This window comes from Methylomonas fluvii (genome assembly GCF_014850975.1).
Lineage (GTDB): Bacteria > Pseudomonadota > Gammaproteobacteria > Methylococcales > Methylomonadaceae > Methylomonas > Methylomonas fluvii.
Map to the genome: position 1 here is coordinate 126,756 of NZ_JACXST010000002.1, position 26,582 is coordinate 153,337.

The window sequence follows — 26,582 nt, forward strand, 5'->3', positions numbered from 1 at the left end:
TATAGACACAATCATCTATCCACTACATTTGTTCAAATTACGGATATACTCGGCAGTTTCTAAAATTTGTCGATCTAGGCCGGTTACTGGAAATTCGAACCCTTTTATAATATCTTTAATAGGCTGTTCATTTCCCAAATAGCTATCAGATTCCCCATGTATCATATTCGGACGCTCAACTGTTAAGTCAGTAGCATCCAGTAGCTTGCATACTTTTTCAGCCAACTCACCCACTTCCACCGTTTCATCACCTACGGTGTCGAAACAGACAATTTTTCCGAAACGTTCCGAGAACATCATGCGAATACAGATCAGCAGTAAATCCAGTATGTAAATATAAGACCGAAACACGGGCTTATTTGCCCGAATTAGCACATTTTCTCGGGCAATGACATTCGCAATAATCGAGGACAAGGCATAAGCATTTAGCTTATTGATATATGGCCCGCTTAGATTAAATATTCTCGGGATAAGGAGTTTTATATCGGACTTACTGCATATCTCTTGAAAGAGCAACTCATCTTCATATTTTAATCTACCGTACAGATTTGCAGACTTATCTCTATTGCTATCGTTTAAATAATCGTAGACTGCTCCGGACGACGACAATAGCACAGCTTTTACCTGTGATTGTTTCAATACCTGTATCACCAAGCCCTGAATATCTCTATTCAAGCGAATATATTCATCGTCTGTATATCCGCCAACCTTATCCTTGGTTAAAAACGCAAAGTGAAACAAATAGAGATTGTGTTGCGTATGCCGATGGGTAATTTCCGCCAAAGGTCTAACGGATACTGTACGGCCATCCGCCAATACTATCTGCTGTTCACGCGATCCATAGGCCGATACCCGCTGGTTAAATTCGCCGCCGTACAAAGCGGAAAACAACTCCAGAGTTGCCCGGCCTAACCAGCCGCTGGCGCCCGTCACAGCAATATGAGCCTGCTTACTCAGCAGACGATCCACAATAAATCGATAATCTGCGCCAAACGCTTTTTCGAAATTAAAAGCCATTATTTGTAGCTTTGACTAATAACTGAGCTAATCGCAGACTTCAAATTGACTATATTTGTCTCGGTTTTATCGATAAATAATCGCTCTAATGCTCCGGAATCATTCACACTGATAATAATAAAATGACTGGCGGAATGCTTTTTATCGGATATAAAACACTCAAAGACTTTTTCCACATCAATTCGCTGGATAATTTCTTTCAGCATCGGAATTTCATCCAATAAGCCAATGACATAATCTTTCAACTGTTGAGTATCCGCCGGAATTTGCTTCAGACCACCGCTCACTTGGGCATAGTTAATGGCAATCAGCATGCCTAATCCAACCGCTATGCCATGGCTTACTTCAAAATTGGAAGCACCTTCCAAAGCGTGCCCGAAGGTATGACCAAAATTCAACAACAAACGCTCGGCTTTATCAAATTCATCAATTTCGATAAACCATTTCTTTGCTTTTAAACTTAATTCAATTACATCCGCATACCCTTCTACATTCATATCCATTTGCGGATTTAACTGCATATACTCAGAAAAACACGAACTTCCTTTGGCATAGCAAATCTTCACGGCCTCGCACAATCCGGCGATTTTCTGTTCCGAGTTGAGGGTTTTTACTAAATTGGGATCAATTATAATGGTCTCCGGGGGATGAAAATTTCCAACCAGATTTTTATAACGTCCAACATTGATAGATGACTTACCCCCAATACAAGAATCCACCATACCCAATAGAGTGGTGGGAATATAATCCCATTTGATACCGCGCATATAAATAGAAGCACAAAAGGTAGCTATATCCTGCAGACTCCCACCACCAACAGCCGTCAACTTAGCTTGCCTTGTTAAAGCTAAATCTCGCATCTTTATAATTATATCGGGAACGGATTTCAAACTTTTGGTTTCTTCATTCGCCGGTACAGCAATAACCTTGGCATTCCCGGAAAAAGCCGTTTCAAAAAAGTTATCGCATAACACGGCACTATTCTCATTTTGCCGCTGTACTTCGACAAAAGCACCGCTTTCTATTACCACGCGATAATTTGCAATACTGGATTGAATATCAAACGATACGGACATGACTAAATCCTAAGTCTGCACTAATAAATTGACCTGTTATACCGGTATTTTCCGGAGAACACAGAAAATAAACCATATTAGCTACATCCTCCAACGTCGCTAGTCGGTTAAACTTCGTCGCATCGATTATCTTTTTTAGCTGTTCCGGTGCAAGATTTTGGTGAGTCATTGGCGTATCCAATGCACCAGGCAGAACCGCATTAATTAAATAGCCGTCACGGGCAAGATCGGTTGCCGCGGAAAGCACTAATCCATTCAATGCGGATTTAGTCATACAATACGATAACTTGTCCTGTCTGGCGATATTTTGCCATATTGAACTAATCACCGCTAAACGCGCTTTTTCAGCCAACAAGCCTTCATTTAATAAAATATTTAATGACTTAACAATAAACAAGCAATTGGCTTTATATAACTCAATATTTTTATCTATATCAAATTTATAAATGCTATCGTTACAATTCATCCCTTGCGCCCAACATACCGCATTGAATTGGCCTGCTGCTTTAAGCGCGGATAAATTCAAATTGTCATCGAATGGGTCAAATAAAATATGCTCAGGAAGCGCGCTTTGCTTTCTGGTCGCTATAACGACCTGCCATCCCTTGGTATCGAATAATTGGCAAACATGTGCACCTATTGTACCGGTACCGCCGAAGACCAGAATTTTTTGCATTGCTTCGACCAAATTAATTGCTATCTCTTAATACGTTCCAACGCCCCTCAAGCATCGCTATTCGAGACAGATCTTCCTTGGCAATAATATCGTAATAATCACGTTTATTCTGTAACCAAAGTAATTCAAAATGCACGGCGTTTAACAAGCCTTTTTCAATATCTGGCTTGTCTAGCGAATGGCCGGAAAATATGACTTTTCGAGTCTCAAATCGGGTAAGGTGGACCTGGTTAATTTCTTTCAATGCCGGCAACGCATCAATGGAAACACCACCGCCCACCACAAAGTCCAAACCTTTTTCTTTACACTCTTTGGCAGTGGCAATACAACACTCCGTTACTTGCGGCTGATTAATGGCATCTCTCGAATAGCCACGTGACAAGGAAAAATCCACACGGCCAAACACCATGCCATCGACGCCGTTATCTTGCCTCGCTTGATCGGCCAGGCTTTGCACCACTTGAAACGCTTGTTCGGTTTCAATATTGAATAAAAAATCAGTATCTTGCTGCTCGTCTTCCGTGAATACTTTATTCTTCGCGTCTATATATTTAGACAGCGCGTAAGTGCTTTCAATCATCGGCGCGATGATATGATCCACACCAATTAATTTACTCTCCAATAAATCGCGCATTGCTTCGCAGCCACCTATCTTCAAACCTACTTTCAGATCCGCCCTGCGCACAATTTCGATCAATCTCAGCAATTCGTCTGTTCTGGTTCCTTCCGCTTCAAACTCGGCTTTAATGCCTTCGTATCCATACTCCTGCTTTCCCTTCTTTAGAAGGTCGAGCATTGAGCGTTCTCTTTTATTCATATAACTTCCTCTTTTATTGAAATCAAACCAAGCGGCAGCGATAAACTTTATGCTGCAGTGCAAGCCCGGCGGATATATACATATTAAATGTCAGGCTAACAGGCATCCTTGAAAGTTGCGCCCAGCAAATCCTTGCTCGAAAGTTGCGGCACGCCCTCGAATGGCCAGGCGATTTTCAAATCTGCATCATTCCATATAATGCAACGCTCATATTCGGGTGCATAATAATCAGTGGTTTTATATAAAAACTCAGCTGTTTCGGACAGCGTTAGAAAACCGTGCGCAAATCCCTCCGGTATCCACATTTGCTGCCGATTTTCCGCAGAAAGTATCTCGCCGACCCACTTTCCAAATGTAGGGGAACTCTTACGAATGTCCACCGCCACATCGAATACCTCTCCCTGGACCACTCTCACCAACTTGCCTTGCGCCTTAGGCGGCAATTGGTAATGTAATCCGCGCAACACTCCTTTTTGAGATTTGGAGTGGTTGTCCTGAACAAAATTGACGCTTAAACCTGTCAGCTCCTGAAAGACTTTTTCGTTGAAGCTTTCAAAGAAAAAACCACGTTCATCACCGAATACTTTTGGTGAAAATAAAATGACATCGGGTATAGCAAGTCTGGTTGCTTGCATTAAAACACCTGCTTATTCAGTAGGCCCAGTAAATACTGCCCGTAGCCATTTTTCGCCAATGGCTTGGCCAATTTTTCGATTTGCTCATCTCCAACCCAGCCGCTACGCCAGGCGATTTCTTCCGGGCAGGCGATTTTCAAACCCTGGCGGGTTTCAATAGTTTCGATGAAATTGCTAGCCTCGATCAAACTGGCATGAGTACCCGTGTCCAACCAGGCATAACCGCGACCCATGATTTCGACGCTGAGCTGATTTAGGTCCAGATACATTTTATTGACGTCGGTAATCTCCAGCTCGCCGCGCGGCGACGGCTTTAAATTGGCGGCTATATCGACGACTTGATTGTCGTAAAAATACAAACCGGTCACTGCGTAATTACTTTTTGGCTGAGTCGGTTTTTCCTCTAGCGACGTTGCCCTACCCTGAGCATCAAAGCTGACGACACCATAGCGCTCCGGGTCATTGACATGATAGGCAAAAACGGTTGCACCTGAGGATTGATCGGTCGCGCGTTTCAATTGAACGTGTAAATCGTGGCCGTAAAAAATGTTGTCGCCCAATACCAAAGCGCTGGGCTGTGAACCGACAAAATCCTTACCGATGATAAATGCTTGCGCCAGCCCATCGGGACTAGGTTGCACGGCATATTGCAGATTAATACCCCAATCGCTGCCGTCACCCAGCAAATGCTGAAACAACGGCGTATCTTGCGGCGTGGAAATGATCAAAATGTCGCGAATCCCGGCTAGCATTAGCGTGCTGAGCGGGTAATAAATCATCGGCTTGTCGTAAATCGGCAGCAGTTGTTTGGAAACCGCTTTCGTCACCGGATAAAGCCGGGTGCCGGATCCTCCGGCCAGGATTATGCCTTTGCGCTGGTTCATATTTACTTTCCGTACAGTTCAGACAATATTCGCTCGACACCCTTTTGCCAAGCCGGCAGTTGTAAACCAAACACACTTTGCAACTTCTCGGTGTTCAATCTTGAGTTTAACGGCCGCTTCGCCGGGGTTTGGTAAGCGCTGGTGGGAATTGCCGTAATCGATTGTTTGTCGGTCTTCAGCTCCAGCCCGGCTTGACGAGCATAGTCAAGCACCAAGTGAGCATAGTCGTACCAACTGGTTTCGCCGCTAGCGGTTAGATGATAAACGCCAGCCACTTCCGGTGATTTCAATGCATGACGGATAGCATGGGCACTCACATCCGCCAGCAATTCCGCGCCGGTTGGCGTACCGATTTGATCGTTAATCACCGATAGCTGTTGCCGCTCTTGCGCCAAGCGCAACATGGTTTTGGCAAAGTTATTCCCTCTGGCTGCGTAGACCCAACTGGTCCGAAATATTAAATGCCGGCAATCGCTGGCTTGAATTGCTCGCTCCCCAGCCAATTTGGTTTGCCCATAGACATTCAACGGCCCGATCTGATCCTCTTCCCGCCAGGGTTTGTCGCCGCTACCGTCGAAAACGTAATCTGTCGAATAGTGCAGCAACCAGGCACCGATACGTTTGGCTTCTGCCGCCAAAACTCCCGGCACCACCGCATTGACCGTATTCGCCAAGTCACTTTCCGACTCGGCTTTATCCACTGCGGTGTAGGCAGCGGCATTGACGATGACATCAGGACGCAGCGCGCGAACCGTTTCTGCAATCCCGTTTGGATTGCTTAAATCGCCGCAATAATGCTGATCTAATCTGTCAAGCGCAGCCAATTCACCCAAAGGCGCCAAGCTGCGTTGCAGTTCCCAACCCAGCTGACCATTTTTCCCAAACAGTAAAACTTTCATTCAATCAACCATGCAAGGCACTGTTTACGCAGTGCGCCCGGCATAGTTTTTATCCAACCAGGACTGGTAATCACCGGATAACACATTGCTAACCCAGGCTTGATTATCCAGATACCACTGCACCGTTTTGCGAATGCCGGTCTCAAAGGTTTCCGCCGGTTTCCAGCCGAGCTCCCGCTCCAGCTTTCCAGCATCGATGGCATACCGCCTGTCGTGCCCAGGTCGGTCGGTGACATAAGTAATTTGTTCGGCATACGACTTACCATCGGAGCGCGGTTGCAGTTCATCAAGAATACTGCACAGCGTGTTGACTACATCCAGATTGGCTTTTTCATTCCACCCGCCGACGTTATAAACCTCGCCAAGCTCGCCGGCTTCCAGCACCCGGCGAATCGCACTGCAATGATCCTTCACATACAGCCAGTCGCGAATCTGCTGACCGTCGCCATAAATTGGCAACGGTTTGCCGGATAAAGCATTTTGGATGCACAGGGGGATGAGTTTTTCCGGAAAATGATAAGGACCGTAATTGTTCGAGCAATTGGTGGTCAACACCGGCAAACCGTAGGTATGGTGATACGCACGGACCAAATGGTCGCTGGCGGCTTTACTGGCGGAATAAGGGCTATTCGGTTGATACTGATGGGTTTCGGCAAACGGCGCGTCGGTCTTTTCCAAAGAACCGTAAACCTCGTCGGTAGACACGTGCATTAGACGGAAAGCCTGCTTGGCCGGCTGTTCCAAGTTGTTCCAGTATTGCCGTACTGCTTCCAACAAACGGAAACTTCCGACGATATTGGTTTGAATAAAATCTTCCGGTCCGTGGATGGAACGATCAACATGGGATTCGGCAGCAAAATTGACTACCACCCGAATCTGGTACTTTTGCAGCAAGCTCAGCACCAAGTCGTAATCAGCAATGTCGCCTTGAACAAATATATGTCTGTCATCGCCATGTAGCGAAGCCAAATTCTGTAAGTTACCCGCATAGGTCAATTTATCCAGATTGACGAGCAATTCGTCGCTTTGCGCCAACCAATCCAATACAAAATTGCTGCCGATAAACCCGGCCCCACCGGTGACTAAAATACTCATATTTAAAGTTTTTTTTATTTTTTCTAACCGTCTGCCCGACGAAAAACGCTAATTTTATCGGGGCCATTGTACCTTAGTACCATCCTTCAGTCTCTAATGATTCTGAATCCTTAAGGCAAAAATAGTTTAAACCTCGCCCCACCCAAACGACTTTCGTTATCGATCCGCACAAATCCGTTTTTCCCGGCATTTTTGTGCAGACCGGCCATTACCGACACAAAATACAAACCCAGGCCGGTATTTCCCGACACCCAGTCCAATTCGGCCGTATCGTTTAAGTCGGCGGTTAAAAAATGGGGCGGATAACCCGCACCGTCGTCTTCGATGGCGATGGTTAAATAGCCATCCTCCTCAGCCACGGCAATCAAAACGGTTTTGTGGGTATAGCGCAAAGCATTATTCAAGACAGCTGCCAATGCATTGCTGATGATGGCGTTATCGCAATAGCACATCTCGTCATCGCCACAATCCACTTGTAGATCGATATTGTGCAATCCAGCCAAGCGTGCCTGTTGATGAATCGCTTCATCGAGAATATCGATCACCGGACATTCTTCAATATGCAAACTAAATTTTTGCGAATCGACCTTATACATCACCAGCAATTGCATCAGGCTATGATTAATGCGAGCCGCCTCGAATTCCAACTGATTTAACTCAGCCGATGGGCCGTCTTGTTTGGCAGCAGTTTGCCTAACCAACTCCAGCAAGGTACCCAATGAATTTTTTATATCGTGAACGGTGGACGCGAGAATAGTCGGAAACAAATCGTTGTTTTTAGGATGGGTCTGCATGGTTTTAAGCCTTGACCGCTTGAGACTGTCGCAATTTCACATACTCCATTTGTAATATCCCCAGCTTATGTGGATCAACGCCAATTTGCTTGGCCTTGTTAATTAAAGCCTTGATGCGTTGATTTTTTTCTTCGCAAAACTCATTAACCTTTAAATCATGGATCATGATCTTCAGCATATTGACGATGATGGTTTTGTTATCCGGCATGGTCTGAATGGCTTGTTCGAACAGGTCCAAGGCCTCCTTGAATTTGCCTTGCTTATACAAGGCCACCCCCTTGTTGTTGGTCGCGATCAAAGCCTGCTTGGTTTTTTGAATCAGGATTTCCGAGTGATTATCCATGCCAATGCCGCTTTGCATGCGACGTAAATCATTCAAAAACTGCTCGTCGTCGATATGCGCATGAATCAGATCGTAAAGTATTTCTTCGGCTTTATCGTGTTCATCGCTCAAGAAACAAGTCTTCACCACCTCCAATTGCAAGTCCCTGGGCGCTTTATTACCCAAGCGACTGCATATATCCACGGCTTTCAGCAAAGCCTTCTGCGACAACTCGGCGTTACCCAGGGTTTTATACACATCCGCTTCCACAGTCGAGGCGCGTAATTCCGCCTCGGGATGATTGGCGTATTCCTTGCGCATTTCCTCCAGCGTTTTCAAAGCTTCGTCGGCGGCATTGGTTTTGGCATACAGCTTGGCCAATCCCGAAAAATCACTGCAGGAACGATGCACAGAATGCTTGCCCAGCTTCACCACCGATTTATAGGCTTTTTCGGCGGTTTCCAGATTGCCGTTCTTATCCGCCGCTTCAGCCAATTTTTTTTGCCTGAGTATCGATTGCGGCGACAATTGCAAAGCCTGCTGCAACACACTTTCGACGTCGCTGTACTGATCCAAAGCTTCGTAGGCCTTGCCCAACCAGTCGTAACACTCCATCAACATCGGATTGTCAGCCACCAAGCTCTGAAAACCGGCAATCGCTTGTTCGATGTTATTGTTTTGGAAATCAATCACGCCCAAACCTAAGCGCGCCCAGGGCAGTTCTCTATGCTCCAGAACTTCGTGATATATCTGCCTGGCCTTTTCAAAATCGCCCGCGGAAATCGCCAGTTCGGCACGCATTTTCAGCAAATGCAAATGCATTTTCTTGTCCCCGGACAGCAGTAAGGCATCGCATAACTGAATGGCTTTAGACAAATCGCCGCCGGCCAGCGCCTTATCGACACTAGCCATAAATTCCTTGCGGGCAAAATTACGTGTCAGCCGACTCATCAATTGTTGCGCGTTGAAGGGCTTAGTCAGATACTCATCGGGCTTGCTGTCCATAACACCCAACACCGCGCTGGTAGTCTGCTCGGCGCTGATCAATACAAATACACAGCGATAATCGATTAAATTCCGGTGTCTGGCTTCCTCCAATACCTGCTGCCCATTCTTACCCACACCCAAGTTGTAATCGCACAGCACAATATCGAAACTGCTTTTGCTCATGACATTGATCGCGGCAATGCCGTTATCCGCTTCGACGACAGTGACGGCTTGCAAGCTGTATAGCATGTCGCGCATGGCTTTGCGGAACACAGGATTGTCCTCGACAATCAGGATACTTTTGCCGGCTAAACTAAAACTCATGGCAGGAAGGCTAATAAAACGCTCAAGAAATCGGCTCCATAAAATCTACGTACCGGGCGGACTTGAAAAATAAAATTATCATCCCCAACTCGCCCGAGTCCACTTTACAACCAAATGAGTATAGACATGACTGTTGAGGCAAACAAACAAACCCTAGGTTTTCAAACCGAAGTAAAGCATTTACTGCATTTGATGATTCACTCCTTGTACAGCAACAAGGAAATCTTTTTGCGCGAGTTGATCTCCAACAGCTCCGATGCCGCCGACAAGCTGCGCTTCGAAGCCCTGGCCAACGACAGCCTGTACGAAGGCGATAGCGAGCTAAAAATCCGCGTCGATTTCGACGAAGCCAAAAAGACCATCACCATCACCGATAATGGCATCGGCATGACCCGCGAAGAAGTGCAGGACCATATCGGCACTATCGCCAAGTCCGGCACCAAACAATTCTTCGAGCGCCTGACCGGCGACCAGGCCAAAGATAGCGAACTGATCGGCCAATTCGGCGTCGGCTTTTACTCCGCGTTCATCGTCGCCGACAAAGTCACGCTGACCACCCGCAAAGCCGGCGCGCCGGTTTCGGAAGCGGTACGTTGGGAATCGGCCGGCGAAGGCGACTACACCATCGAGTCGGTCGATAAAGCCACCCGCGGCACCGAAATCGTCCTGCATCTGAAAGAAGGCGAAGAGGAATTTTTGAACAGCTGGAAACTGCGTTCCATCATCAAGAAATTCTCCGACCATATTTCTCTGCCCATCGTCATGAGCAAGGAAATCCCGGCTGAAAAGGACGAAGAAGGTAACGAAACCGCGCCAGCCCGCGTCGAAGACGAAACCGTCAACAGCGCATCGGCCCTTTGGACCCAATCGAAAGACTCGATTTCCGAAGAGGAATACGCCGAGTTTTACAAACACGTCTCGCACGATTTCCAAGACCCGTTAACCCATGTGCATAGCCGCGTGGAAGGCACCAACGAATACAGCCTGCTGTTGTACGTACCCAGCCGCGCGCCGTTTGACATGTGGGACCGCGACGCCAAACACGGCGTGAAACTGTACATCAAAAAAGTCTTCATCACCGACGACGCCGAACAACTGATGCCGCGCTTCCTGCGCTTCGTGCGCGGGGTGATCGATGCCGACAGCTTGCCGCTGAACGTCTCCCGCGAGATATTGCAACAAAGCAAGCAAATCAGCGCGATCAAAACCGGCGCGGTGAAAAAAGTCCTGGGCATGCTGGAAGACCTGGCCGAAAACGACGCCGAGAAATACCAAAAATTTTGGGAGCAATTCGGTAACGTCATCAAGGAAGGCCCGATCGAAGACCACAAAAACAAGGATAGAGTCGCCAAGTTGCTGCGTTTCGCCTCCACCCATACCGACGACAAAACCCAATACGTTTCCTTGGCCGACTATGTCAGCCGGATGAAAGAAGGCCAGGAGAAAATCTACTACGTCACCGCCGACAGCTTCGCCGCTGCCAAAAACAGCCCGCACCTGGAAATCTTCCGCAAGAAAGGCATCGAAGTGTTGCTGCTGTCCGACCGCATCGACGAATGGCTGGTATCCAGCTTGACCGACTTCGAAGACAAGCATCTGCAATCCATCGCCAAGGGCGAACTGGATCTGGAAAAATTCGATACCGAAGAAGAGAAACTTCACCAGGAAGAAATCAACAAGGATTTCGAATCGGTTCTAAAACAAATCCAGGATGTGCTGAAAGACAAAGTCAGCGAAGTGAAAGTCAGCCACCGTCTGACCGACTCCCCAGCCTGCTTGGTCACCGGCGCTTACGACATGAGCTTGAACATGGAACGCATCATGAAGGAAGCCGGCCAATCGATGAACATGATGGGCATGGGCGGCAGCAAGCCGATCTTCGAGATCAACCCGGACCACGCCATCGTCCAAGCCCTAAAAAGCGAGCAAGACGATGCACGGTTTGCGGACATCAGCCATATCCTGTTCGACCAGGCTATTTTGAGTGAAGGTGGTCAGTTGGACGATCCTTCAGCGTTTGTGCATAAGTTGAATGGGTTGTTGCAGGGGTTATTGAAATAAGCTGTTTGATTTGAGAAAGGCCGGGGAAAACCGGCCTTTTTTGTTATAGTTGGGGGTCTGTATATCATGTACTTTTGTGAGATATACAGATCTACTTAATTTCTTGTTAGCCACCACTGGCACAAACATGGCCGTCGATGAAACAAGTCAAATTAAAGCGGGAACATATATGTATTACCACGTAATAGTTGAAACCACGGACAAGAACAAAAAAGGTGACTATGAACGCTCCTATGAATTGGACTGTAAGAATCTTGACGAGATCGTTGATCTGATTATTCGGCCTTATTCAAAAAATGAACAGATTTACATTAACGGCATGTACATCGATCGGCAAAAGGTTCGGTTACTAAAGGTCAAGTCCTCCGAAAAGCCGCTAGCAGAGTTACGCGATATTGCCCAGAGCACCGTAGGTCGCGGAGTGCTTTTTGTGTATACGGAAATATCTGTTGTAAATAGCGATAAATACGTAACCGACATCACCAAGGATACACTCAAATCTGTAGGCGAAATTCGGAAATCAACCATCACCGGTGCAACATCAGTCCCGCCAGATAAAAATAAGGTTTTCATTGTTCATGGCAGAGATGAGCATGCAAAAACAGAGGCGGCACGCTTTGTTGAAAAACTAGGGTTCAGTGCAATTATTCTCCATGAGCAGGCCAATTCTGGAAAAACAATAATTGAGAAAATAGAGGCACATACAAATGTCGGCTTTGCCATTGTGTTGTATACGCCATGCGACGTTGGGTGCATCGTTGGCGAGAAGATCACCAAGCCACGAGCCAGGCAAAACGTTGTATTCGAACATGGTTACCTAATCGGGAAATTAGGACGTCATAACGTTTGCGCCTTAGTAAAAGGTGATGTTGAAATCCCAAACGATATTAGCGGCGTAGTCTATGTTCCGCTTGATAGCCATGGCGCATGGCACTTGGCAGTAGCTAAAGAAATGCGAAACTCTGGCTATGCCGTTGATATGAACAAAGTAATCTAGGCTAATCCCTCGTTCCCACGCGCCGCGTGGTAATGCAGGGCTTGGCCGCGCTGCGGCACAAATGCACCGCAGCGCGGTACATCTGAGTTCCCACGTGACACGTGGGAACTAGAGCAATTTAGCCCAATTAACGATAAATTCCGGAGTGGAGTCTCTCCCGCATGCCGCGCCGAGCACCGGAGCTTTCGGCGGGATCAGCCCGAAGGGGTGCGGCATGGATGCCGCACGTTGACGAAGGGGCAGGAAGCCCCTTTCGTCAACCCCCGGCGAAAGCTTCGGAGCGCAGGATATAAGCGGCATCCGGGCCGCCTTTTCTTTGGATACTTTCTTTTGGCGGAGCAAAAGAAAGTATCGCGCCCGTCGGTGCGAGAACCGACATTAAAATCAGCCGTCGCGCCAGCGACACAACCAACATCAAAGCTACCGAATAAAAACACAATCCCCTATAATCGAACTTACTCAAAATTAACCACCCCAACCATGCCAAGCCCCTTCCAGCGTATCGGTATCATCGGCAAATGCGGCGATCCCGGTATTGCCGCGACGCTGAACGAACTTTTCCGTTACCTAAAAACCCGTGGTCACGACATTGTCGTCGATAGCCAAAGCGCGGAGTTGATAAGCGGTGAAGATATCAACGGCGTGCATATCGAGCGCCTGCCGGAATTATGCGACTTGATTATCGCCGTGGGCGGTGACGGCACTTTTCTGGCCGCGGCCCGCGCCGCTGCCGATTTTGAAACCCCGCTGCTGGGCGTTAACCTGGGCAGGCTGGGTTTTTTGGTGGATATTTCGCCGGAGCAGTTGTCCAGCCGCCTGGATAAAATTTTGGCGGGGGAGTTCAAGAGCGAGCAGCGCCAGTTACTCAGCACCCATATCATCCGCGACCACGAAATCATCCACCAGCAAACGGCCGTCAATGAGGTGGTAGTGCATCGCTGGGTGACGCCGAGCATGATAGAAATCGTCACCAGCATCGACGGCGTTTATTTGAATACCCAGCGTTCCGACGGACTGATCGTCGCCACGCCGACTGGCTCGACCGCTTATTCGCTGTCGGCCGGCGGCCCGATTCTGCATCCTGCTTTGAACGCGCTGGTGTTGGTGCCGTTGAACCCGCATACCCTGTCCAATCGCCCCATCGTCATCGACGACAACGTGGTCATCGAAATCCGCTTCAGCCAGACCAAACAGATCAATGCCCTAGTGACGTGCGATCACATGGAGATTCCGGACGTGCGGATCAACGACAAAATCGTCATCAAAAAAGCCGCCAAACCGATTAAAATTTTGCATCCTGCGGATCACGATTTTTTCCATACCCTAAGAAGCAAACTCAACTGGAGCGGCTACCCCGCCTAAGGCCATGCTGTTAAACCTGAACATTATCGACCTAGCCGTCGTCGACGCGCTGGACCTGGACCTTGACCCCGGCATGTCGGTGCTGACCGGCGAAACCGGCGCCGGTAAATCGATATTACTGACCGCTTTGGGCCTGGCTTTAGGCGACCGCGCGGATTCCGGCTACGTGCGGCCCGGCAGCAAGCGCGCCGAAGTGAATATCGAATTTGATTTAGGCAAAGCGCCGCTGGTCAAGCAATGGCTGATCGATAACGAGTTGGACGATGACGGCCAGTGCATGATCCGCCGCACCATCAGCGATGACGGCCGCTCCAAGGCTTATATCAACAACCGCCCGGTCAACCTGCAAACCCTGCAAGGCTTGAGCCGACAGTTGGTGGAAATCCACGGCCAACACGCGCATTTGACCTTGCTGGACAGCGAAGAACAGCGCCGGCTACTGGATGCCTTCGCCGGCAATCAAGCCTTGCTGGACGATTTGAATACCTGTTACCAAAACTGGAAACACGCACACAAGCAACTGCAACAATTGTTAAAAGCCGGCAGCGATCAAGCCGAGCGCGAGGAATTGCTGCGTTATCAACTGGAAGAATTGCAGCAATTGGATTTGGAAAATTTCGATTACCAAGCCCTGGCCGACGAACATCATAAGCTGGCCAACCTCGGCAAAATTCTCGGCGTCGGCCAACAGCAGCTGGATATTTTGTACGACAACGACCAGCAATCGGTGGCTGACCTGCTGGGCCATGTGATTCATGCCATCAACGAACTGGCGCAATATGCCGGCGAGTTGAACGGCGTTGCCGAGTTATTGAGCGACGCGGAAATCCAGATCGGCGAAGCCACCCAACAATTGCGCCGCTTCCTGGAAAATCAGGAAGCCGATCCGCAACAACTGACTTGGCTGGAAAACCAGATCGGCGTGATTCAGTCGCTGAGCCGCAAGCATAAAATCCAGCCGGAAGAATTGCCGGAATTGGCCGCCCGCTTTGCCACAGAACTGGATAACCTCAGCCACAGCAGCGAACGCATCGAAAGCCTGAATGCCGATTGCGAGCGGCTATTAAGCCAATACCGCAAACTGGCTGGCGAGTTGTCCACCAGCCGCCGCCAAGCCGGCACGGAGTTGCAGCAACGCATTTCCGACGCCATCAAGGAACTGGGCATGCCGCACGGCGAGTTCATCGTCAATCTCCGCACGCCGGAAGACGCTGAGCCACAGCGCAACGGCGTCGACAGCATCGAGTTTTTAGTGAGCACCAACCCCGGCCTACCGGCCAAGCCGCTGGCGAAGGTCGCGTCCGGCGGCGAGTTGTCAAGGATCAGTTTGGCGATTCAAGTCACCACCAGCACTGACAAAACCACGCCAACGATGATCTTCGATGAAGTCGATTCCGGTATCGGCGGCGGCATCGCCGAAATCGTCGGTCAGAAATTACGGCGCTTGAGCAAGAACCGGCAGGTCTTATGCGTCACCCATTTACCGCAAGTCGCGTCGCAAGCCCATCAGCATTTATTCGTCGCCAAGAATCAAAAAGCGGCGGTGACATCGTCCACGGTTCGCCGTTTGAGCGACGACGAACGCGTGCATGAAGTCGCGCGCATGCTGGGCGGCGTCACCATTACCGAAAACACCTTGGCGCATGCGCGGGAGATGTTGGTATCGGGCGGCTTGGCGCCCGATTAACGGTCCGTCACTTCCACGACAAACTCAATACTCCGATCATCACCAAGGCCGCCCCGCCTATCTGCGCGGGCGTCAATTCTTCGCCCAACACATAACTGGCCATAAATAGTCGTCCCTGAAAAAGCCGATATTTTCCGAACACCAGCATTCAGGCCGACAATAAAAACGGCGCGCTCAATGGCCGCGCCAAAATCCGACATGGCGGTCTCCAAAAATGAGGCAAAAAAATCCTCAACTGCCTGAGGATCATACGGATATTGTGACCAGCACCGCATAAGATGGCATGCATGGCATCGCCCAGTTCGCCTTTCAGGTAATTGCGGCCCAGCAATCCGTCGTTTTTGAGGTGCCCGATGACGGGTTCGATGGCATTGCGGCGTTTGAGGGCGCGTTTGAGTCGCCGGGTGTTTATTCCTCTCTTTTGCCGGGCTTTGTAAATGGTCACGTTCGGGACCTCGACACCACGGTATCCTAAATCCACAAAAGCTTCTTTTGCGCGTGTACCGCTTAGAATCTCCGCCTGTTCCAGACACGATTCCAGGGTGTGTCCATCGTAGGGATTACCGGAAAAGCTGCGGGCGCCGAGCACAAAATTACTTTTGTTGGTGACGGTGATGCCCACTTTGACGCCGAATTCATACTTCTTGTGGACTTTGCCTTTGGAAATGCATTCGACTTCCGTGGCGTGGAAACTGTACAGCTTGTTTTTATCCTGGGGTTGTTGGTTCAAAATCCGTTGGGTTTTCTCTAGCGTCTCTTTAAAAGCCAATTTGACTGCATCGGATTGATCCGTCAATTGGCGCTCGATATCTCGGTAAACCCGACCCACCAAAGTTTTGAGCTGTTTGAGCATTTTGCGTTTGCGCTTCATTTGCTTGGCATGACTGTACCGGTTCGCCATCATCAGCAAATAGGGGGCTTTGCGGTTGTAGTTCTGCCGTAGTGTAATCTCATGCTGCTCAGCCAGACGTACCATGTGCTGGCGACAGCGTTCATACAATTTTCCATCGGTCGGATACGTGATGGCTTTCTCTTGCACCGTGCTATCAACCGTCACCGATTCAAAATCCTGTTTCTTCACGGTCTTGCTGGCTACGCCAGCCTGGATCGTCACCGATAACATCCACTCGCAACCTTCTTCTCCGATCCGTTTTCGCCAATAGGTCAGTGACGTGGGGTGGCAAGGTATCTGGTGTTGGAAATACTCTTCGCCACAAAAATATTGCCAATAGGGATTTTCAAGCCACTGTGCCACGACCGCTTCGTCCGAGCGTGCAAACGCATGTTTGAGGTAATGAAGCCCGGCAATAAGACGCGTTGGCAACGCCGGAGCGCCTTGGTTCTCGGTAAAAAATTCACCGAACGCATCATCCAGTACTTTCCAATCGATCAAATTTGCCAGTTGGTAAAGCTCATGCTTCGGATTCAACAGGTCGGCCAGTGGTGTGTTGAATAGATCGATTTGGCCGCTACTTTCTTGGGATTTTGGCTTCATTTTCGATAAAAATTTGCAAGAAATTAATATCTATTTTACTAATTTCTTGCAATTATTGCCCGTCTTTTTCTTCAATTATTTATTGTGTTTCAATGCTTTAGCCGTGAATTTGTGGCTTTTCAGGGGCGACTAAATAAGGTTGCCACCGGCCCCAGCGAGCCGATCAACGAGGTGTGGCTGGAACCTATCATCTTGATCGCTGCCGACAGCATGAACACCGGCAGCACCGTCGAGAAAATCGCCATCAGCAAGCTCAATTGATACACCCGCATCGGCAGCAGCAAAGCCTGCGGCGGATGCGTGAATAAAAATTGCAGCAGCGTCGCCGCACAAGCCACCAGCATCGCGTAAGCGGTAAAGCGTGAGGCTCCGATGCGGACCACCGTTTCGCCAGTGCCGATCAGATAAGCCGCGTAAGTCAGGGTGCTGGCAAATACAAAACCGGCTCCCAGCAATAAATGTTCCGACTGAATATTGATTTCATCAAAAAACACCACACCGATACCGGCATAACTGAGCGCTAGCGCCACGACTTCCTTGCGGCCAAACGGTTTGCCCAGCAGCAACGCCGACAGCACCACGACCATCGTCGGATACAGGAACAGAATCAGGCGCTCCAGCCCGGCGGAAATGTATTGCAAGCCGATAAAATCAAACAAACTGGACAGGTAGTAACCCAGCAAGCCCAATATTAATAGGGCCAGATAATCTCGCCGGTTTAATGGCCTCAGATCCTTTTGGCCGGCATGCCGCCACGCAACGATTAGAAAAAACGGCGCGGAAAATAGCATGCGCAGCGCTAATAGCGTCACCGCATCCACCGGCTGGTAATACGCCAGTTTTACCAAGATGGCTTTGCCGGAAAAGCCGATAGCCGCCAGGGTTGCCAGGGCAAAGCCCAACAAACGGTTGCGGTTGAATGCTGCGGTGGATTTAGTCGTTGCCATTGGGCCTCCTGAGTGATGCGGGCCTTAGGCGAGTGGCGAAGCAACTGCGGCAAGACCCGCGGTTGCTTGATTGTTTAGAAAAACGCAAACACCACGGCGGTAGGCGATGCCCACAGCCATAGGTGTCTGTTTTTTGTATCGATAGGATTACTCATATGTCGAACTATATAAGCGGGCTGATGCCACTGTCAATCGCAGCTGAACAAGACTATCGCTTAAACTGACTCACCAACTCATTCAATTGCGCGGCCAATTTCACCAATTCGTTACTAGCGGCATTGGTTTGCGCGGCATCCTGCGCGGTACGCTCGGTCAGCTGGCCGATATTGGCAATGCTTTGCCCCACGTGCTGCGCAACGCGGCTTTGGTTATCGGCCGCTTGCGACATGCGCGAGTTCAATTGGCGAATCTGCGTCACCCGTTCGGCGATTGCGCTTAAACCCTGGTCGGCGCTTTGCACTTGTTCGCGGCGCTGCTCGGCGCTGTTTTTGGCATTGTTCATCACCGTCACCGCGTCTTTGGCTTCGCGTTGCAATTGATCGATGATGCTTTGAATTTCCTCGGTTGCCTTATGCGAACGCGTCGCCAAGGTGCGGACTTCGTCGGCCACCACCGCAAACCCGCGCCCCTGCTCGCCGGCTCTGGCGGCTTCGATGGCGGCATTCAAGGCCAACAAATTGGTTTGCTCGGCCAAGCCTTTGATCACATCCAACACCGCGCCGACACCGTTACTTTTTTGATCCAGACGTTTGATCACTTCGGCAGCGCGGTCGATTTCATTCACCAGCTCGTTGATGCCGTTGATGGCATTTTTAGTGGTCGCAGCACCTTGCGCGGCTTCCTGGTCTGCTTCCACGGACGCTTGCGCGGCACCGGTCGCCCCGCCGCGCACGTCCTGCACTGAATTTTCCAGTTCGTGTATCGCTTGAATCACCGTTTCGGTTTCGCTGCGTTGTTGCGTGGCCGCTTGCGAGGTTTGCCGAGCCACACCGGATATTTGGTTGGTAGCGGACGCCAATTGCTGGCTGACCGAAGACACCTGCCCCAAGCTACCGGCAAAATTTGCCAACATGGTATTAAACGACTCGCTGACCTGGCCGATTTCATCGCCGGAATCGATTTGCAACCTTTGGCGTAAATCCGACTGTCCGGCTATAGCGTTAACCGTGTCGCGCATGGCCACTAGTGGATTGACTACAATTTTGCGCATCAACATGTTGACCAGCAACAAACCACCGGCAAACATCACCAAGGAAATAGCCGAAGCAATCACCAAATCGCGATTGATCTGCGCATCGAGATTCGCCAACGAAAAACTCACCCGCACTGCGCCCAACACTGTCCCCTCGCTCACCGTGTGACAAGTCAGACAGTTAGTGCCGCGAAAATTGGCGCTAGCCTTAACCGGCTCCAACACGGTGATCAAGCGTCCGTTTTTGTCGTTACCCGGTTGAATGATGCTTTCACCGGCCAGCGCGCGGTCATCCAAATTATCGAGGGGTCTTTGCTCGGTTTTGCCGGGACCATAAAAATCGGTAATCTGCTTGCCGCGAATTAAGCGCACTTCGGTGACATTGCCATGCGACAGGGCTTTTTCGCGCAATACTTCACCCTGCGCCATCGCGCCGGTCAGCATTAGCGTATTCACGCCGTCGAAATAACTGTTGGCAATATCCCGGGCTTTATCGGTCGCCAGAGTTTGTATCATGTCTTTTTGCCTTTCCGCCATGAACAGTGTGCTGACAAACATCAGCAACAAAAATACACTGGCGATGCTTAGCAATATTTTGGATTGGATTGTGGAGTTCTTGTTCATGAGATGAGCCAATGTATTAGAGTGTGTGGTGCTACACCTTGGGTTGTCGGCAGCTTGTGGAAAATCTATATGTAATCTTAAGCTTACCTTTAAAATCCATGCTTCAAGCATAGAACAAATCCTTACCGCACGAGCCTTATATAGCAATCTGCCCGACAAGCGGTTATTCTGAATAGTGACGCCGCTCACGAATACGAGTGCTTTTGCCGGTTGACGCTTAACCCAGCGCCTTGCCCGCGTCACGCGGAAGCCCCGGCCGTAACCTGAAAAGCTTGCTTGATAACCCTAATAACCCGCCGTTTGCCCAGCCTTGGAGAGTTGCCGTGGACGATTTCTTCGGTTTTATCGCTTTTGTCCTGATTTTGGTACCCATCGTCATCATCGCGATGTTGACCGTTTTAATGGGCCGCCAAAGACGCAACCAGGATGACCTTAATCTGACCTTGCGCAAGATAGAAGCAGAGCTGCGCGAAGACCGCAAACTGCTGCGCGAGCTGGCAAAGGCGCCAGTAATGCCCGCCAGCGAAACGCCGCCGCAACCCGCATTATTTGAGGCGCAAACGCCGGCAACGGCACAGGTGATATTCGATATTACCGACAGCCAACTGCCTGCGGAACCGGCGCCACCGAAACCCGCAACGCCGCCGACACCGGTTGCAGAGCCACCTCAGGAAAATCCCTGGAGTCAAAACACCTGCCAACCCGCCGAACCCAGCCGTTTCGAATTGGCGGCGCAGAAAATCCTCAAAGAAATCTGGAACTGGATCATCGTCGGCGAAGGCCACAGGCCGGAAGGCGTGGCCATGGAATACGCCGTGGCCAGCAATTGGTTGCTGCGCATCGGCGTATTGATTCTGGTGACCGGCATCGGCTTTTTTCTGAAATATTCCATCGACAACGGCCTGCTCGGCGAACAAGCCCGAGTAGCCTTATCGGTACTGGCCGGTGTCGGCATGATTGTCGGCGGCGTGCGTTTGGTCGGCGGCACCTACCATCTGTTCAGCCAGGGTTTGCTGGGCGGCGGCATCGCGGTGTTGTATTTCAGCGTGTTTGCCGCGCACAGTTTTTACCATCTGCTGGACGTCTACCCGACCTTTGCCTTAATGATTTTGGTAACGGCTTGCGCCGCGTTTTTGGCGATCAAACTGGATTCCATGTTGGTGGCCATTTTTGCCATCATCGGCGGCTACTGCACCCCCATCATGCTCTCCACCGGCCAAGTCAATTTCCCAGGCTTATTCAGTTACATGCTCCTGTTGGGTACCGGCATCCTGGCGATCAACTGGTACAAGCAATGGCATTTATTAAACTTCCTGAGCTTTTTCTTCAATTACCTGTTGTTCTTCGGCTCGATGCAAAATTATCAGGTCGAGTATTTCTGGCAGGTCTTGCCGTTCTTGACCGGCTTTTTTGTGCTGTATTCCACCACGGTGTTTCTATTCTGCCTGGTCAACCACAGCAAATCGACCCTGCTAGATTTGATTGGCCTGATCGTCAACGCCGCGATCTTCTTCGGCACCGCTTATCATCTAATCGACGAGGCTTACGGCCAGATCTGGACCGCCTTACTGACCGTGGCGCTGGCGGCGTTTTATGTGGGCCATGTGTATTACTGTCTGGCAAGAAAAGTGGCCGATAAAGAACTGCTGATCAGCTTCATCGGCTTGGCGGCATTTTTTGTGACCATCACCCTACCCTTGCTGCTATCCAATCAATGGATCACCGTCAGTTGGTCTTTGCAGGCCTTGGTGATGCTGTGGATGGCGGGCAAATTGCGCAGCGCGTTTTTACAGCAAGTGGCATATCTGCTGTACGCACTGGTGCTGGTGCGCTTTTGTTTCATGGACTTGCCCGGCCAATACGGCATGACAATGGACAGCCAGCAATCGTTCGGCGCCTTTTTGCTAGGCTTGCTGGAACGGGTAATCAGCTTCGGTATCCCCATCTTGTCTTTGGCTTTGGCGTATACGCTAATCGAAAAACCGGCACCCGCTTCGCCGCTGGCTTGCGATGCCGGCAACGATGTGCCGCTGTGGTTGAAAGACAATCTGCTGTTGCAAATCATCCTGTTGATCGGCGGCGGCCTGCTGTTTGTGGTACTGCAATTGGAGTTGTTCCGCAGCTTTGCCTATCTGTATCCACCCTTGCAATTGCCGGTGCTGACCCTGGTCTGGCTGGCCTTGTGCTGGCTGTTGTTGAGCCGTTACGTGGCCGGCACGGGCGATTGGCTGCTACAGGCATTAAGACTATTCCTGATCGGCGTGTTCCTGAAGATGTTGTTGTTCGATCTGCCGTCCTGGGATTTGACGCTGGGCCATATAGCGGCCGGCGACAGTCTCTGGAGCTTGCGTTACGGTGGTGCTTATTCCTTCGAACTGGCCTTGATGCGTTTACTCGATTTCGCGGCGACCATAGCCTTTTTGCTGTTCGCCTTACGCCGTCTGGCCGACCACGAAACCGACAGCGGCACTATCCGCCAGTGGCTGGGCGGCGCGGCGCTGGTGTTGTTATTTACTTTTTTAAGTCTGGAAATCAACTCGCTACTGTATCAATATGTGCCGGGTTTGCGTTCCGGCGGCGTGTCGATCTTGTGGTCGATCTTTGCGTTGACGTTGGTGTTCAATGGCATCAAGCGGCAAATTGCCGGGTTGCGTCTGGTTGGCCTGGCGCTGTTTGCCCTGGTAGCCTGGAAGGTATTTTTCATCGACCTGGCCCGACTGGAGCAAATTTACCGGATCGTCGCTTTTATCGTGCTGGGTATGCTGGCACTGGGCGGCGCGTTTTTTTACATGCGTTATCAACAAACTTTTATCGGCAATGCCGAAAACAAAACATGATCATGATCGCCAAATTTGCAGTGTTATGCAGCCTGTTTTTGACACAGGCTTGGGCTAACGAAACCCCGGCTTACCGGTTCAGCCGGCCAGTGCTGGCCCAGGATAACGGGCAACAAAGCTTGCTGGCCGTGCCGCTGGACAGCGCGGTGTATGCCAACACCGCCGCCGATTTTCGCGACTTGCGTCTGATCGATCAAAACGGCGTCGAAACCCCGTATTTACTACAAAAAATCGCCAGCCAGAAAACGGTCAGTAAGCGCGTAGCCAGCACCAGCAAGACCATCGATTTGCAAAAATTCGGCGACGAGGACGAAGGCTTCGTCGTGACCGTGCAACTGGACAAAAATGCCGCCAACGCCAATGGCCTGAGTCTGCTCACCGACCAGCGCGACTTCGAATACGCCTTGCAAATTCACGGTTCCAACGACGGCGAGAATTGGCAACTTCTGGTCGAGCGCGCGCAGATTTATGATTATTCGCGTTATATGAGTGTCGGTAATCACGATGTCGAGTTGCCGGCGAATAGCTTCCGGCAATTCAAAATCGTCGTCGCCAAAGCCAGCCAAACCCGGGTTGCCGAACTGTTGGAATTGACCCGTACCGTGCGCGGCGGCGAGGAATTGCAACGCCAGGAAACCACACAACAAATCAAAGAACCGCTGCATGTCGAGCGTATAGAGCTCTGGCACAACGTAGGTGAAACCGTGGCCGACACCGATCAGCCATTTGATTACCCAGCCAGTTTTAAAATCAAACTCGATGCCGCACATAAAGCCACTATCATCGACGTCGACACGCTGCGGCAACCGCTGAACGGTTTGAAGCTGCAAATCATGACCCCAAATTTCAGCCGCCAAGCCGAAGTACAAATCCCGCTGACGCAAGGCTTGGAAACTCAAATGCAGACCATCGGCAGCGGCATCCTGGAAGCCCTGCATTATCAAGACATCAATCGCGAACAAACCACCATCGGCTTTCCGGAGCAACGGCAAGCGCGCTACCGCATTGTGATTCGCGACCAGGACAACCCGGAACTGCATATCAACACCGTCGCCGGCACTGGCCCCGGCTATCAAATGCTGTTCTTGCCGCAAACCGGCCTGAGCTACCAACTCAAATACGGCGCCGAAACCGCCGCCGCGCCGCGCTACGACACGGCACCCATCCAAGAATTATTACGCCGCGGTTACCCAAGCAACCGAGCCGGATTGGGGCCGGAAACCGAGGCCACAATCGGCGAACAACCTTTCAATGTCGCTAAACTGCTGAACAGCTCGTGGTTTCTGGGTGTTGTCATCACGTTGATGGTGGTCGTGCTGGCTTGGAGTTTGTTTCGGGTCGGCAAGCGCGTTGCCAATCTATCTGATTCGACTGGGCGGGAATGAAATTAATGTTATAAACCGGTGATAGAAGTCACCGCGCTTTGCGAATCGCGGCTGGATTATTGGGCGCCTAAGCTTATAATGCCCGCCGACAGCGCGATGCAGACTATACAGCTGCATTGGCCGAAATGGGATGGAACGTGTTAGTGGTCTGGGAGTGTGAAACTAGGCCTCAAGAGCGGTTTAGGGAAACAATACTTGAGTTTCTTGGTTGAGGGCGTCGGGGAGTCGCTATTTTTGCCGAAAGATTTTTTCGAGCTTCCCAGCAGGAAAAAATCGGCAAAAATCACGCGACCGCTTATGCCTTCGGCGCCCCGATTCGTCCGCGTCACCTCGTTCCGACCCAACAAGGGGTCGAAACATCGGCTCTCGCATGACTTGACGCCGTGTCGCGTGCCTTGCAGGTTTTCTCCGCTTCGCTGCGAAAACCCGCCCGGCGCTACGGCTATCGGGGACTAAAAATCTTCACTTCGCTGGCGCTCCGTTTCCAAGATTTTCAGCGACAGTGTTACTTTTGGCTGGGTATTAATCAGAGCTTTAACCCGTTAAAATATACGCTGTATTTAACAGTCGTTCATAGCGTTGATGCCCCAATACTCCAAGGATTTCCATGCCTAAGGCAGTTTCCCTCTTCTCCGGATGCGGCGGCTCTGACGCCGGATTGCTTGCGGCAGGGTTTGATGTGCTGATGGCCAACGACATCTTGCCCTATGCCCGAGACGTTTACATTGCCAACCATCCCGGCACTGAATATGTGTTGGGCGATGTCAGAAAAATTGAGTTTTTCCCAAAAGCAGAACTGCTCGTAGGCTGTTACCCATGTCAAGGTTTCAGCCAGGGCGGCGTGCGAGACCCTTCCCGGAAAATCAATACCCTTTACCTTGAGTTTGCACGAGCACTCAACCAAATCAAGCCGAAAGCTTTTATTGTCGAGAATGTCTCCGGCATGGTGCGCGCAAACTTCCGCCATTTGCTGGAAGACCAGTTTAAGGTTTTTTCCGAAGCCGGCTACAACGTGAAAACCAAAGTTTTGAACGCGGCCGATTACGGTGTCCCGCAAGAACGGAGACGTATCTTTATCGTTGGCCTACGAAACGATTTAGGGTTGGAATATGGGTTCCCATTACCAACGCATGGGGAGGGAAGAGCCGAACCGACTGCGACCATAGGCGGTGCGCTTGAGGGAATGCCAGAATGGCCAGAGGGCGAGTTTTACGATTTGGATTTCCATTGGTATTACTTGTCCCGCAATCGTTGGCGCGGCTGGGACGAACCGTCAAAAACCATTGTGGCCAACCCGCGCCACATGCCATTGCACCCCATGAGCCCACATTTGGTGAAGCTTGAACACAATGTTTGGCGCTTTGCCAGTGAAAACAGAGCCAGGCGGTTTAGTTACCGGGAAGCGGCCCGCCTGCAAGGTTTTAAGCGGGGAATGGCATTTCCCGATACGCCAGCGGGCAGCTTAAACAACCGCTATACCGTCGTGGGCAACGCGGTACCGCCACCCTTGTTTGAGGCAGTGGCTAGGGCATTACCGGCGGTTTGGGATTAAGCATATTGAATTTGCAATGCTTCATTTACATAAGGCATATCCGGTAACTTCTGAAATAGGTTGTTCTGTTCGGCAAGTCTGAGCAACCTTAACCTATCAACAAAAATGGCTTGTCCAAGATCGTTTCTATAAGCCCAATCTCCATCTGGAAAGCGAAGGTCTATAGGCATAAAATAATAATTTGCCCATGGATGCATCACAGGAAATTTGGAGCCGTGTTTTGCTAAAGAGGCCTCTAAATGTTTAAATCGCCAATCATCTCTGGAGCAGCCGCATTGGGCGAAAGCAATAGGCATTCCTGCCCTATCATCTGCCATAGGGTGCCAAGCAATTAGGTCGATACCCCCGTCACCACTATCACGTTGGTTAAAATCCCGCTCTTTGAAGGTTGGAACACAACGCAGATCCTTAGCGATTGCTTTCATTTTTTCATATAACGTTCCGGTATATACGGCAGTATTACCTCCATTAGCCCAGGTTGCCCTTACTTCCGAGCCCGGCGGCATTAACGACAAAAAAATTTCAAAACATGTTTCTTCAAAGGCCCTGGCAATTTCAGCTTGCCTATTTCTGGCGATATTCCGCATACACGAGGCAATCAGTAAGCCGACATAAGCGATGTGGGGCAAGCCGCCGTCGAATTCAAAATTAATCGTGTCTTGGTCCTGAGAAATACTGAAAGGGTAAAATTGGTTAAATTCCGCCAGGCGGTTTCCGGAAAAATTCACAATCTCTCGCCATCTTTCCTCAGATTTGAAGCCAGCCATATCTAAGTCGCGGCAACGCTTTTCTATACCGCTTAAATCTCCTCGGCTAAAACATTTGTCGGGGTGGAGAATTGCCCGTAATTCTGCAAAGTCAGTCCAAATAAAGGAATCGTTTCCTCTCGGAGGCGTTTCTAAGTTTTCCAACACTCT

Annotated in this window: 22 protein-coding genes; 7 read left to right on the forward strand and 15 right to left on the reverse strand. The window is 50.1% G+C overall.

Features of this window, described 5'->3' with window-relative positions; translation table 11 throughout:
- Positions 1 to 15: 15 nt before the first annotated feature.
- From EBB_RS10170 to EBB_RS10215, 10 genes are all read right to left on the reverse strand, one after another.
- On the reverse strand, positions 16 to 1,017 hold the full coding sequence (locus EBB_RS10170) for an NAD-dependent epimerase/dehydratase family protein (RefSeq protein ID WP_192393774.1): 1,002 nt from the start codon (positions 1,015 to 1,017) through the stop codon (positions 16 to 18).
- Entirely contained in the window at positions 1,017 to 2,093 is a 1,077-nt protein-coding gene (locus EBB_RS10175; protein ID WP_192393775.1) for a 3-dehydroquinate synthase, read from the reverse strand. Before EBB_RS10175 ends, EBB_RS10170 begins: the two co-directional genes overlap by 1 nt.
- Positions 2,077 to 2,769 carry an SDR family oxidoreductase gene (locus EBB_RS10180; protein WP_192393776.1) on the reverse strand — a complete coding sequence of 231 codons (693 nt, stop codon included), beginning with the start codon at positions 2,767 to 2,769 and terminating at the stop codon, positions 2,077 to 2,079. The genes EBB_RS10175 and EBB_RS10180 overlap by 17 nt, the downstream gene beginning before the upstream one ends.
- 13 nt (positions 2,770 to 2,782) lie before the next feature.
- A complete protein-coding gene (locus EBB_RS10185) occupies positions 2,783 to 3,586 on the reverse strand; it encodes an aldolase/citrate lyase/malate synthase family protein (protein WP_033155744.1) in 804 nt (267 codons plus the stop codon).
- Between the two features lie 95 nt (positions 3,587 to 3,681).
- Positions 3,682 to 4,221: a dTDP-4-dehydrorhamnose 3,5-epimerase gene (gene rfbC / locus EBB_RS10190; protein ID WP_192393777.1), complete on the reverse strand. Its 540-nt coding sequence runs from the start codon at positions 4,219 to 4,221 to the stop codon at positions 3,682 to 3,684.
- Positions 4,221 to 5,105: a glucose-1-phosphate thymidylyltransferase RfbA gene (gene rfbA / locus EBB_RS10195; RefSeq protein ID WP_192393778.1), complete on the reverse strand. Its 885-nt coding sequence runs from the start codon at positions 5,103 to 5,105 to the stop codon at positions 4,221 to 4,223. The genes rfbC and rfbA overlap by 1 nt, the downstream gene beginning before the upstream one ends.
- A gap of 2 nt (positions 5,106 to 5,107) precedes the next feature.
- Positions 5,108 to 6,004: a dTDP-4-dehydrorhamnose reductase gene (gene rfbD, locus EBB_RS10200; RefSeq protein WP_192393779.1), complete on the reverse strand. Its 897-nt coding sequence runs from the start codon at positions 6,002 to 6,004 to the stop codon at positions 5,108 to 5,110.
- Positions 6,005 to 6,028: 24 nt separating this feature from the next.
- Complete coding sequence (gene rfbB / locus EBB_RS10205; RefSeq protein ID WP_192393780.1) at positions 6,029 to 7,099, reverse strand: dTDP-glucose 4,6-dehydratase; 1,071 nt, start codon at positions 7,097 to 7,099, stop codon at positions 6,029 to 6,031.
- A gap of 110 nt (positions 7,100 to 7,209) precedes the next feature.
- Positions 7,210 to 7,893, reverse strand: a complete 684-nt coding sequence (locus EBB_RS10210; protein ID WP_192393781.1) for a sensor histidine kinase — start codon at positions 7,891 to 7,893, stop codon at positions 7,210 to 7,212.
- Positions 7,894 to 7,897: 4 nt separating this feature from the next.
- Complete coding sequence (locus tag EBB_RS10215; RefSeq protein WP_192393782.1) at positions 7,898 to 9,526, reverse strand: tetratricopeptide repeat protein; 1,629 nt, start codon at positions 9,524 to 9,526, stop codon at positions 7,898 to 7,900.
- 126 nt (positions 9,527 to 9,652) lie between these two features.
- On the opposite strand from EBB_RS10215, the gene htpG reads away from it, so the two are divergent.
- Both htpG and EBB_RS10225 read left to right on the forward strand, forming a co-directional pair.
- Positions 9,653 to 11,587, forward strand: a complete 1,935-nt coding sequence (gene htpG, locus EBB_RS10220; RefSeq protein WP_192393783.1) for a molecular chaperone HtpG — start codon at positions 9,653 to 9,655, stop codon at positions 11,585 to 11,587.
- Between the two features lie 127 nt (positions 11,588 to 11,714).
- Complete coding sequence (locus EBB_RS10225; protein WP_223146826.1) at positions 11,715 to 12,584, forward strand: TIR domain-containing protein; 870 nt, start codon at positions 11,715 to 11,717, stop codon at positions 12,582 to 12,584.
- 256 nt (positions 12,585 to 12,840) lie between these two features.
- Here EBB_RS10225 and EBB_RS10230 read toward each other — a convergent pair whose 3' ends face one another.
- Positions 12,841 to 13,047 carry a hypothetical protein gene (locus tag EBB_RS10230; protein ID WP_192393784.1) on the reverse strand — a complete coding sequence of 69 codons (207 nt, stop codon included), beginning with the start codon at positions 13,045 to 13,047 and terminating at the stop codon, positions 12,841 to 12,843.
- A 17-nt stretch (positions 13,048 to 13,064) separates the two neighbouring features.
- Here EBB_RS10230 and EBB_RS10235 point away from each other — a divergent pair, with 17 nt between their 5' ends.
- Positions 13,065 to 13,946 carry an NAD(+) kinase gene (locus tag EBB_RS10235; protein ID WP_192393785.1) on the forward strand — a complete coding sequence of 294 codons (882 nt, stop codon included), beginning with the start codon at positions 13,065 to 13,067 and terminating at the stop codon, positions 13,944 to 13,946.
- Between the two features lie 4 nt (positions 13,947 to 13,950).
- The gene (recN, locus tag EBB_RS10240; RefSeq protein ID WP_192393786.1) at positions 13,951 to 15,633 is read left to right on the forward strand and encodes a DNA repair protein RecN; all 1,683 of its coding nucleotides are present in this window, start codon (positions 13,951 to 13,953) and stop codon (positions 15,631 to 15,633) included.
- A gap of 148 nt (positions 15,634 to 15,781) precedes the next feature.
- Here the strand turns inward: recN and EBB_RS10250 are convergent, their stop codons facing one another.
- The 3 genes from EBB_RS10250 to EBB_RS10260 form a co-directional block, all read right to left on the reverse strand.
- Positions 15,782 to 17,128 (reverse strand): IS5 family transposase, encoded by a 1,347-nt coding sequence (locus EBB_RS10250; RefSeq protein WP_225587194.1) that lies wholly within the window; start codon positions 17,126 to 17,128, stop codon positions 15,782 to 15,784.
- A 119-nt stretch (positions 17,129 to 17,247) separates the two neighbouring features.
- The gene (locus EBB_RS10255) at positions 17,248 to 18,075 is read right to left on the reverse strand and encodes a DMT family transporter (protein WP_225587381.1); all 828 of its coding nucleotides are present in this window, start codon (positions 18,073 to 18,075) and stop codon (positions 17,248 to 17,250) included.
- Positions 18,076 to 18,283: 208 nt separating this feature from the next.
- Positions 18,284 to 19,891: a methyl-accepting chemotaxis protein gene (locus EBB_RS10260; RefSeq protein WP_192393787.1), complete on the reverse strand. Its 1,608-nt coding sequence runs from the start codon at positions 19,889 to 19,891 to the stop codon at positions 18,284 to 18,286.
- Between the two features lie 323 nt (positions 19,892 to 20,214).
- Here EBB_RS10260 and EBB_RS10265 point away from each other — a divergent pair, with 323 nt between their 5' ends.
- The 3 genes from EBB_RS10265 (at position 20,215) to EBB_RS10275 (ending at position 25,665) form a co-directional block, all read left to right on the forward strand.
- A complete protein-coding gene (locus tag EBB_RS10265; protein ID WP_192393788.1) occupies positions 20,215 to 22,728 on the forward strand; it encodes a DUF2339 domain-containing protein in 2,514 nt (837 codons plus the stop codon).
- Positions 22,729 to 22,730: 2 nt separating this feature from the next.
- Positions 22,731 to 24,113 carry a hypothetical protein gene (locus EBB_RS10270; RefSeq protein WP_225587382.1) on the forward strand — a complete coding sequence of 461 codons (1,383 nt, stop codon included), beginning with the start codon at positions 22,731 to 22,733 and terminating at the stop codon, positions 24,111 to 24,113.
- Positions 24,114 to 24,720: 607 nt separating this feature from the next.
- A complete protein-coding gene (locus EBB_RS10275; protein ID WP_192393790.1) occupies positions 24,721 to 25,665 on the forward strand; it encodes a DNA cytosine methyltransferase in 945 nt (314 codons plus the stop codon).
- On the opposite strand, the gene EBB_RS10280 is transcribed toward EBB_RS10275, so the two are convergent.
- A complete protein-coding gene (locus EBB_RS10280) occupies positions 25,662 to 26,579 on the reverse strand; it encodes a hypothetical protein (RefSeq protein WP_192393791.1) in 918 nt (305 codons plus the stop codon). The genes EBB_RS10275 and EBB_RS10280 overlap by 4 nt on opposite strands.
- Positions 26,580 to 26,582 lie beyond the last annotated feature (3 nt).